Source organism: Pseudomonas sp. NPDC088885 (assembly GCF_044750025.1).
GTDB lineage: Bacteria > Pseudomonadota > Gammaproteobacteria > Pseudomonadales > Pseudomonadaceae > Aquipseudomonas > Aquipseudomonas rustica.
Genome location: NZ_JBIVJB010000011.1, coordinates 42,564 through 53,011, shown reverse-complemented (window position 1 = coordinate 53,011; position 10,448 = coordinate 42,564). Strand labels below are relative to the sequence as shown.

General features: G+C 59.5%; 8 protein-coding genes. All 8 read left to right on the top strand.

All coding sequences use genetic code 11. The features are described from left to right. The first annotated feature begins 257 nt into the window (after positions 1-257). The 8 genes from ACIP1X_RS08420 (at position 258) to ACIP1X_RS08385 (ending at position 10,271) form a co-directional block, all read left to right on the top strand. A complete protein-coding gene (locus tag ACIP1X_RS08420) occupies positions 258-1,607 on the top strand; it encodes a TolC family outer membrane protein (protein ID WP_053116433.1) in 1,350 nt (449 codons plus the stop codon). 33 nt (positions 1,608-1,640) lie between these two features. Continuing rightward, the gene (locus ACIP1X_RS08415) at positions 1,641-3,797 is read left to right on the top strand and encodes a type I secretion system permease/ATPase (protein WP_212546386.1); all 2,157 of its coding nucleotides are present in this window, start codon (positions 1,641-1,643) and stop codon (positions 3,795-3,797) included. Then, a complete protein-coding gene (locus ACIP1X_RS08410; protein ID WP_053116435.1) occupies positions 3,787-5,154 on the top strand; it encodes an HlyD family type I secretion periplasmic adaptor subunit in 1,368 nt (455 codons plus the stop codon). Before ACIP1X_RS08415 ends, ACIP1X_RS08410 begins: the two co-directional genes overlap by 11 nt. Positions 5,155-5,528: 374 nt before the next feature. Further along, positions 5,529-6,425 (top strand): TauD/TfdA dioxygenase family protein, encoded by an 897-nt coding sequence (locus ACIP1X_RS08405; RefSeq protein WP_400751066.1) that lies wholly within the window; start codon positions 5,529-5,531, stop codon positions 6,423-6,425. Positions 6,426-6,443: 18 nt separating this feature from the next. Beyond that, positions 6,444-7,469, top strand: coding sequence for an ABC transporter substrate-binding protein (locus tag ACIP1X_RS08400; protein WP_053116437.1), 1,026 nt, complete (start codon positions 6,444-6,446; stop codon positions 7,467-7,469). A gap of 5 nt (positions 7,470-7,474) precedes the next feature. Continuing rightward, positions 7,475-8,335, top strand: a complete 861-nt coding sequence (locus ACIP1X_RS08395) for an ABC transporter ATP-binding protein (RefSeq protein WP_400751064.1) — start codon at positions 7,475-7,477, stop codon at positions 8,333-8,335. 21 nt (positions 8,336-8,356) lie between these two features. Next, positions 8,357-9,223: an ABC transporter permease gene (locus ACIP1X_RS08390; RefSeq protein ID WP_212546384.1), complete on the top strand. Its 867-nt coding sequence runs from the start codon at positions 8,357-8,359 to the stop codon at positions 9,221-9,223. 130 nt (positions 9,224-9,353) lie between these two features. Next, complete coding sequence (locus ACIP1X_RS08385; protein WP_053116440.1) at positions 9,354-10,271, top strand: LysR family transcriptional regulator; 918 nt, start codon at positions 9,354-9,356, stop codon at positions 10,269-10,271. The last annotated feature ends 177 nt before the right edge of the window (positions 10,272-10,448 follow it).

The following is a 10,448-nucleotide window of genomic DNA, read 5'->3' as shown; positions in this document are numbered from 1 at the left end:
GACGCGTCTAATCGTCAATAATTTGGCTAGATTTTTTCGCTATTAACTTTATGCCAAACTATTGACCTTCTGGGTGCCATCCTAAACAATCGCCCCAGTAATGTCACATTGATATTTCCGCGGCGACCCGTCCTTCAGCGTGTGATCCAGTTCCTGTTTTGAACTTTCCGACATACGGTCAATCTGGTTGCCATCATCCGACGCAGCGCCCCGTTTTTGCTGTGATTCAAGACAAGAAGTTCTGGGAAATTCCTACCATGCGTTCGCCCCTGCTTTTCGCCGTACCCTTCGCTCTCGCCGCCTCTTTTGTACAAGCACAATCCTTACCAGAAGCCATGCAGCAGGCATTGGATGTCCATCCGGAGATCCAGGCAGGGGTCAACAGTCGTTTGGCGGCGGATTATCAATTAAGAGCAGCGAAAGGTGGATACCTGCCGAAGGTCGATCTGCTGGGTGGTTATGGCCGTGAGGGCACCGACAGCGTGACCACACGCGCCGATTCCGGTAACCACTACGAAACCCTGAACCGCAGCGAGTCAAGTTTACGTCTCTCGCAAATGGTTTTTGACGGTTTTGCCACTTCCAGCGAAGTCGGGCGTCAACAAGCCACCGTTAACTCCCGCGCTTACTCGCTGCTCGGCACTTCCGAGCGCACCGCGTTGACCGTCGCCCAGGTTTATCTGGACGTGCTGACGCGTCGCGAGTTCGTGCGTCTGGCCGAAGAAAACCTCAAGAGCCACCAGCGTATCTACGACCAGATCCAGTTGCGCACCCAGCGCGGCGTCGGCAGCGGCGCCGACCTTGATCAGGCCGAAGCGCGTATGGCTCAGGCCCGCAACAACCTGATCACCGAGCAGACCAACCTCGCCGACTCGGAAACCAACTTCCTCAGCGCCGTCGGCCAGATGCCGGATCAGCTGGAGCGCCCGGCGCCGTTCATCGCGATGATGCCGGCCAACCTCAATGAAGCGCGCACGCAGATGGTCGAAAACAGTCCGATCCTGCGTTCGGCCGAGTCCGATATCGCCGCTGCCGAGAAGCAGTACGAGACCGCCAAGTCGACCTTCTACCCGCGTTTCGACGCTGAACTGGGCCGCACCGCCGACAACGATATCGATGGCCAGAACGGTCACAACAACGAGTGGCAAGCCATGCTGCGCATGCGCTTCAACCTCTATTCCGGTGGCAGCAACAAGGCTGATCTGGAATCCAAGTCGTACCTGTCGAACCAGGCGTTGGACATCCGCAACAACGCCCTGCGTCAGTTGAACGAAGAGCTGGGCCTGGCCTGGAACGCCTTGAACAACGCCAACGCGCAGGTGCCGATCGCGCAGCAATACGTCGATCACAGCACCGCCGTGCGCACTGCTTATCAGCGTCAATTCAGCCTCGGCGAACGCACCCTGCTCGATTTGCTCGACAGCGAAAACGAGCTGTTCACCGCATCGCGGCGTCTGGCTGAAATCAAAAACATTCAGTTATTTACTCAGTACCGAATCAAGGCGACCATGGGCGAGTTGCTCAGAAGCCAGGGAGTGGTCGCGCCGTTGGCATCCGTTGTGCAGAACGACGTGAAGCCCAAGGTTCAGCTGCCTGGGATGAATTGAGTTATCCCTTTCAACTGTTAAAGAGTGTCGAGCGTGGAATCAGAAGTCAGTCGAGTTCATCTCAGTCATGATCCACGCGCGTTGCACGACGATCCGTTACTGGACGGTCTGCTCGCCCTTTGCATGCTCCATCAGAAGCCTGCCAGCGCGGCGATGCTGACCACCGGCCTGCCGCTGCCCAAACAACGTTTGAGTGTCGAGTTGCTGCCCCGCGCGGCGGCTCGCGCCGGCCTGCAAGGGCGGGTGTTGCAGCGCAAACTGGAAGAAATTCCGGCGATCGCCATGCCCGCGCTGTTGCTGCTCAAGGATGGCCGCAGCGCCGTCCTGTTGGGCTGGCAAGGTGACGACGAAGCGCGGGTGCTGCTCAGCGAAAGCGACGGCGGCGAGTCCGTGGTCAGTCGCGAACTGCTCGCCGACGATTACACCGGTAAAGTTTTCTTCGCCCAGCCGCAACACAAATTCGACGTTAACCACGGCACGCTGATTCCGCGCGCTCGCTCGTGGTTCCGCGACACCCTCAAGCGTTCGCGCTGGCTGTACGCCGATGCGATTGCCGCAAGCTTCCTGATCAACATCATTGCGATGGCTGCGCCGCTGTTCGTGATGAACGTCTACGACCGCGTGGTGCCGAACCAGGCCGAAGCGACCCTGTGGGTCTTGGCCCTCGGGATTACCGGCGCTTACCTGTTCGACCTGATCCTCAAAAGCCTGCGCAGTTTGTGCCTGGATCTGGCCGGCAAGAAAACCGACCTGATCATCTCGGCGACGCTGTTCGAGCGCATCGTCGGCATGTCGATGAAGTATCGCCCGGCCCGAGTCGGCAGCTTTGCGCAGAACATTCATGAGTTTCAGAGCCTGCGCGATTTCCTCGCCTCGCTGACCCTGACCAGCCTGATCGACCTGCCGTTCACCATCCTGATCTTTATCGTCATCGCCATTCTTGGCGGGCATCTGGTGTGGATTCCGGTGCTGGCGTTCCCGATTGCCTTGCTGATCGGCTACGCCTTGCAGAAGCCGCTGGTGGCCACGATGGAACGCACCATGGCCCTCGGCGCCGAGCGTCAGTCGAGCCTGATCGAAACCCTCGCCGGTCTCGACGCGGTCAAGGTCAACAACGCCGAAAGCGAACGCCAATACCAGTGGGAACAGACCATCGGCACCCTCAGCCGCCTTGAGCTGCGGGTGAAAATGCTTTCCGGCCTGGCGATGAACATCACCCTGCTGATCCAGCAACTGGCCGGGGTGATCATGATCGTCTTCGGCGTGTACCAGATCATCGACGGGCACCTGAGCATGGGCGGTCTGATCGCTTGCTACATGCTCAGCGGTCGCGCGCTGAGCCCGCTGGCCTCGCTGTCGGGTCTGCTGACCCGCTATCAACAGGCGCGGGTGACCATGACCTCGGTCGATCAAATGATGGAGTTGCCGCAAGAGCGCAACTTCGAAGAGCGCCCGCTGAGCCGCAAGGTTTTGCAAGGCGCCATCGAGTGCCGCCAGCTCAACTTCACCTACCCGGAACAACAGAACCCGGCGCTGAAGAACATCAACCTGGTGATCCGTCCCGGCGAAAAAATCGGCATCATCGGTCGCAGTGGCTCGGGCAAAAGCTCCCTGGCCAAACTGCTGGTTGGCCTCTATCAGCCGGACGATGGCGCCTTGCTGGTCGACGGTGTGGACATTCGCCAGATCGACGTCAGCGAGTTGCGCTACAACATCGGCTACGTGCCGCAAGACATCCAACTGCTGGCCGGCACCCTGCGTGACAACCTGGTTTCCGGTGCGCGTTATGTAGAAGACGAACTGGTGCTGCAAGCCGCCGAACTGGCCGGCGTCCACGAATTCGCCCGTCTGCACCCGCAAGGCTATGAGCTGCAAGTCGGCGAGCGTGGGCAGAACCTCTCCGGCGGCCAACGACAGAACGTCGCCCTGGCCCGAGCGCTGCTGCTCAATCCGCCGATTCTGCTGATGGATGAACCCACCAGCGCGATGGACAACACCGGCGAAGAACGCCTCAAGCAACGCCTCGCGGCAGTGATTGAAAACAAGACCGTGATTCTGGTCACGCACCGGGCTTCACTGTTGTCGCTGGTCGATCGCCTGTTGGTGGTCGACCGTGGTCAGATTCTCGCCGATGGCCCGAAAGCCGCCGTGATGGAAGCGTTGAAGAAGGGGCAGATCAGTGTTGCTTAAGTCGGGTTTCAAGGATTCGATCCGTCGCTACTTCAAGGGCTCGGCATCGTTGCAGGGCCAGCCGCTGCCAGAGGTCAACAAGGCGCTGATCGAGGACGCCCCGCGCGTCGTGCGCCTGACCATTTGGGCGATCATCGGCTTCTTCGTTTTTCTTATGCTCTGGGCCAATTTCGCCGTGATCGACGAAGTGACCAAGGGCGACGGCAAGGCGATTCCGTCGTCGAAGATCCAGAAAATCCAGAACCTTGAGGGCGGGATCGTCTCCGAGCTGTTCGTCAAGGAAGGCCAGATTGTCGAGGCCGGCGCACCGCTGATTCGTCTCGACGACACGCGATTTGCCTCCAACGTCGGCGAAACCGAGGCCGATCGTCTGTCGATGTTGCTGCGCGTTGAGCGTCTGAGCGCCGAAGTCGATGACCGTCCGCTGAATTTCCCCGAGGACGTGCTCAAAGCCGTGCCGGGTCAGGCGAAAAGCGAAGAGTCGCTGTACATCAGCCGCCGCCAGCAACTGCACGACGAGATCGGCGGTTTGCAGGAGCAGTTGATTCAGCGTCAGCAAGAGCTTCGCGAATTCGGCTCCAAGCAGGGCCAATACCGTCAGCAACTCGGCTTGCAGCGTCAGGAAATCAACATGTCCGAGCCGCTGGTGGCGCAGGGCGCAGTGTCCCCGGTTGAAGTCTTGCGACTGAAGCGCGCCGAAGTGGAAACCCGTGGTCAGCTCGATGCTACAACTTTGGCGATTCCGCGTGCCGAATCGGCGATCAAGGAAGTGCAGCGCAAGATCGACGAGACGCGCGGCAAATTCCGCAGTGAAGCGCTGACCCAACTCAACGAAGCGCGTACCGACCTGAACAAGGCCAGCGCTACCGGCAAGGCGCTGGAAGATCGCGTCAGTCGTACGCTGGTCACCTCGCCCGTGCGGGGCATCGTCAACAAGTTGCTGGTCAACACCATCGGCGGCGTGATCCAGCCGGGCAGCGATTTGGTGGAGATTGTGCCGCTGGACGACACCTTGCTGGTCGAAGCAAAAATCCGCCCGCAGGACATCGCGTTTCTGCATCCGGGCCAGGAAGCCACGGTGAAATTCACCGCGTACGACTACACCATTTATGGTGGCCTGAAAGCCAAGCTTGAGCAGATCGGTGCCGACACCATTACCGATGAAGACAAGAAGACCACGTATTACGTGATCAAGGTGCGTACGGAGCGCAGTCATCTGGGTACGGATGACAAGCCGTTGCTGATCATTCCGGGGATGGTGGCGTCGGTGGATATCATCACCGGCAAGAAATCGGTGTTGAGCTACCTGCTCAAACCGATCATCCGCGCGCGGGCTGAGGCACTACACGAGCGCTAGATGTCCAGCGCGGCTTGTGGCCCCTTCGCGAGCAAGCCCGCTCCCACATTTGGATCTCTGTTGAACACAGAAATTGTGTTCACTGAAGATCAACTGTGGGAGCGGGCTTGCTCGCGAAGGCGTCAGTCGAAACAGCACTTCTCTGTCAGCAAGTGACAAAAACCGTCACTCACCACCCAGTCCATTCCTCACCATTCGCCATATCGTTATTCATTAACGGTATTTAATTTCCGATTCTTATAGCTATAAAGTCACTCCCCTGCGTACCTGCCGACTAATCGGCGCGCCGCACGACCTGAACCGACACGCAATCCAGCGTGAGTGTCTGATCGACGAGCGCGCCCGTGAGCGCGCCGTGCGTGGGAGATTGAAAGATGTCCGCAGCTACTGCTACCCCAAGCGCCGCGAGCGCCGCGCCGCAAACCTTCGAAATTCGCTCGTTCAGCGGTGCCGTTGGCGCTGAGATCATTGGCCTCGACCTCACCCGGGCGATCAATGATCAAGACTTTGCGCGCATCCATCGCGCGCACCTCGACCACCACGTCGTGGTATTCCGCGATCAGCAAATCACCCCGCAACAGCAGATCGACTTCAGCCGCCGCTTCGGTGTGTTGCAGATCCACGTGCTCAAGCAGTTCCTGCTGGCCAATCACCCGGAAATTCTCATCGTTTCCAACATCGTCGAAAACGGCCAAAACATCGGCCTCGGCGACGCCGGCAAATTCTGGCACTCCGACCTTTCCTATAAAGAGCTGCCGAGCCTTGGCTCGATGCTGCATGCGCAAGAGCTGCCTTCCGAGGGCGGCGACACCTTGTTCGCCGACATGCACAAAGCCTGGGACAACCTGCCCGCTGAGCTGCGTAAAGCAGTCGAAGGGCGCAGCGCCGCGCATTCCTACACCGCGCGTTACAGCGAAACCAAATTCGAAGGCAACTGGCGCCCGACGCTGACCCCGGAGCAACTCGCTCAGGTCGCGGAAGTGGTGCACCCGGTGGTGCGCACGCACCCGGAAAACGGCCGCAAAGCGCTGTTCGTCAGCGAAGGTTTCACCACGCGCATCGTTGGTCTGCCGGACGACGAGAGCCAGCAACTGCTGAGCGAGCTCTACGCCCACAGCGTGTTGCCGCAAAACATCTACCGCCATCAGTGGCAGCCCCACGACCTGGTGTTCTGGGACAACCGTTCGCTGATCCACCTCGCCGCCGGCTGCCCCGCGCACCTGCGCCGCAAGCTGTATCGCACGACCATTCAGGGCGACGCGCCTTTCTGATTTGCCGGAGATTCGATCATGTCCAAACGACTTCCATTTGCCCCGCTGGCCGCCGCCATCGGCCTCGGTTTCAGCCTCATTGCCGGCAGCCTGGTCGCACCGACCGTGGCCCACGCCGAAGGTGAAATCCGCATCGCCGAACAGTTCGGCATTGTCTATTTATTGCTCAACGTGGTGCGCGATCAGGGCCTGATCGAGAAATACGGCAAGCAAGAAGGCATCGACATCAAGGTCGACTGGACGCAGCTCTCGGGCGGCGCTGCGGTCAACGATGCGCTGTTGTCCGGTTCCATCGACATTGCCGGTGCCGGCGTCGGGCCGCTGCTGACCATTTGGGATCGCACCCACGGCAAGCAAAACGTCAAAGCCGTCGCCTCGCTGGGCAACTTCCCTTACTACTTGGTGAGCAACAATCCGAAGGTCAAAACCATCGCCGATTTCACCGAGAAGGATCGCATCGCAGTGCCAGCGGTTGGCGTTTCGGTGCAGTCGCGCTTCCTGCAATACGCGGCGGCCAAGCAGTGGGGCGACAAGGAATTCAATCGCCTCGACAAATACACCATCGCCGTTCCGCACCCGGACGCCACGGCTGCGTTGATCGCCGGCGGCACCGAGCTGACCGGGCATTTCTCCAACCCGCCGTTCCAGGATCAGGCGTTGGAAAACCCTAACGTTCACGTCGTGCTCAACTCGTATGACGTGCTCGGCCCGAACTCGCCGACGGTGCTGTTCGCCACCGAGAAATTCCGCGAGGAAAACCCGAAAACCTACAAAGCCTTCGTCGAAGCACTGACCGAGGCGGCGCAATTTGCGCAGAACGATAAGGGCGCGGCGGCCGACACCTACATCCGCGTGACCAAAGCGAAAATCGACCGCGCCGCGTTGCTGAAAATCATCGACAACCCGCAGTTCGAATTCAGCGTGACGCCGAAAAATACTTATCCACTGGCCGAATTCCTCTACCGCGTCGGCGCGATCAAAAACAAACCTGAATCGTGGAAGGACTATTTCTTCCAGGACGCCAAACCGCTGCAAGGGAGCTGATCGAGATGAACGCCCCTTTGCAAGGCCACGCGGCCAGCAACCTGATCGTCAACCGCGAAGCGCTGTTGGCGGTCGATCATGTCAGCCTCGAATACCGCACGCCGCAACGTGTGGTGCGCGCCACGCACCAGGTCAGTTTTGAAATCGACCCGGCCGATCGCTACGTGCTGCTCGGCCCGTCCGGTTGCGGCAAATCCACTTTGCTTAAAGCGGTCGCCGGGTTCATTCAACCGTGCGAAGGCGAGATCCGTCTGCAAGGCCAGCGCGTCGACGCGCCAGGGCCGGACCGGATTGTGGTGTTTCAGGAATTCGATCAACTGCCGCCGTGGAAAACCGTCAAACAGAACGTGATGTTTCCGCTGCTGGCGTCGCGCACGCTGAAGAAAAAAGAGGCCGAAGAACGCGCGCTGCATTATCTGGAGAAGGTCGGCCTGGCGGCGTTCGCCGATGCCTATCCGCACACCTTGTCTGGTGGCATGAAAGCGCGCGTAGCGATTGCCCGGGCGTTGGCGATGCAGCCGAAAATCCTCTTGATGGACGAGCCGTTCGCCGCACTCGATGCGCTGACCCGACGCAAGATGCAGGAAGAATTACTGCTGCTTTGGGAAGAGGTGCGTTTCACATTGTTGTTCGTCACCCACTCGATTGAAGAGGCGTTGGTGGTGGGCAATCGCATTTTGTTGCTGTCGCCACATCCGGGGCGGGTGCGCGCCGAAGTGCACAGCCATCAATACGATCTGCACAGCCTCGGTGGCGTGGCGTTTCAGGAATCGGCGCGGCGCATTCATCGTCTGCTGTTCGACGAAGGCCAGTCGCCGGAAACCGAGCGTGAGCACGACTTCAACGACATTCGCATCGCCTATTGAGCGGCCAGGAGGATCAACCCGATGAGCCAGTCATCATCTGTGCGTGAAGAATTCGAAATTGTTTTAGAGCCGCTGACGGAAGTGCCGGTCGAGCGCGAACTGTCGCTCGGCACGCGGCTGTGGCAACAGGGTTGGCTGCGCAAAAGCCTGATCCTGATATTGCTCGCGGTGCTTTGGGAAATCGTCGCGCGGGTGCAGAACAACGATCTGTTGCTGCCGAGTTTTCTGCAGACCAGCCATGCGCTGTACGACGGCCTGCTCAGCGGCGAGTTGTTGAGCAAGGTGTGGATATCCTTGGTGGTGCTGCTCAAGGGTTATCTGATCGGCATCGTTCTGGCGTTTGCCCTGACGACACTGGCGGTGTCGACCCAGTTTGGGCGCGATCTGCTGAGTACACTGACCTCGATGTTTAACCCGTTGCCGGCGATTGCCCTGCTGCCATTGGCGTTGCTGTGGTTTGGGTTGGGCCAGAACAGCCTGATTTTTGTGCTGGTGCATTCGGTGTTGTGGGCGTTGGCGCTGAATACCTATGCCGGGTTTCTTGGGGTGTCCGAGACGCTGCGCATGGCCGGGCGCAATTATGGTTTGAAGGGATTGCGGCTGGTGCTGTTCATCCTCATTCCTGCGGCGTTGCCGTCGATTCTGGCCGGGCTGAAAATTGGCTGGGCGTTTGCCTGGCGCACGTTGATCGCGGCGGAATTGGTGTTTGGTGCGACCAGTGGCAAGGGTGGCTTGGGCTGGTACATCTTTCAGAATCGAAATGAGCTGTACACCGACAAGGTGTTTGCCGGGTTGGCGGTGGTGATTCTGATTGGCTTGCTGGTGGAGAATCTGGTGTTTGACACGCTGGAGCGGGTGACCGTGAAGCGCTGGGGTATGCAGCGCTGACCTGAAAAGATCGCAGCCTTCGGCAGCTCCTACATGGAATGGGATCCCCGTAGGAGCTGCCGAAGGCTGCGATCTTTTGATCTGCTAGGATTGCACGCAGATCAATCCTGATTCGCCACGAGTGCTCGCCATGCAGCTCCCGGACATGAACCTTCTGGTCGCCCTCGACGCTTTGCTCGACGAGGGCAGTGTGGTCGGCGCCGCGCGGCGGATGAACCTCAGCCCCGCCGCGATGAGCCGCACCCTCACGCGTATCCGCGAAGCCATCGGCGATCCGATCCTCGTGCGCGCCGGCCGTGGCCTGGTGCCAACCCCCAAAGCATTGGAATTACGTGAGCAGGTGCGCGACGTCGTCGAACAAGCCGCGCTGCTGTTCCGCTCCGCTGACACGGTGGAATTGGGCACGCTGCGCCGGCGCTTCAGCATTCGCGCCAATGACTTTTTCATCGGCGTCTACGGCGGCAAGCTGTTCGACACCCTCGACCAACAAGCACCGCACTGCGAGCTGCGTTTTGTCCCCGAGGGCGATGGCGATGATGAAGCGTTGCGCGAAGGACGGATCGACCTCAGCGTCAGCAACACCCGGCCGGTCAGCCCTGAAGTGAAAGTGCAGAATCTGTTTTCCACGCATTTCGTTGGGCTGGTTCGTGAAGATCATCCGCTGCTTGACGGTGAGATAACCGCTGAACGCTACGCCGGGTTTTCCCATATCAGCATGTCGCGCCGGGGTATCGCTCGGGGCCCGATTGATACGGCGTTGAACGCGTTGGGGCTTGAGCGGCGGGTGGCGGTGATTGCGCCGAGTTTCCATGCGGCGATGTTTGCCTTGCCGGATTCCGATCTGATTCTGCCGGTGCCCAAGGAAGCGCTGCTCAGCGTGCGGCGATTGGGTTTGAAGCTGCGCTCGTTCGACCTGCCGATTCCGTTGCCAACACTGATGCTGACACAAGCCTGGCACCCGCGTTTTGACAAGGATCCGGCGCACCGCTGGCTGCGTGAAACCCTGAAAACCTGCTGCGACGAAACCTGGCTGGCCGCGCAACCTTAATCCCCAGCCAACACAAAACTCCCTGTGGGAGCGGGCTTGCTCGCGAAAGCGTCAATTCAGTCAACATCATTGCCGAATGACCCACCGCTTTCGCGAGCAAGCCCGCTCCCACAAGGGTTCTGCATTGCTGCACGAAATGCACTTATAACCTGCCAATAAGTCAATTTTCGTCAGCGA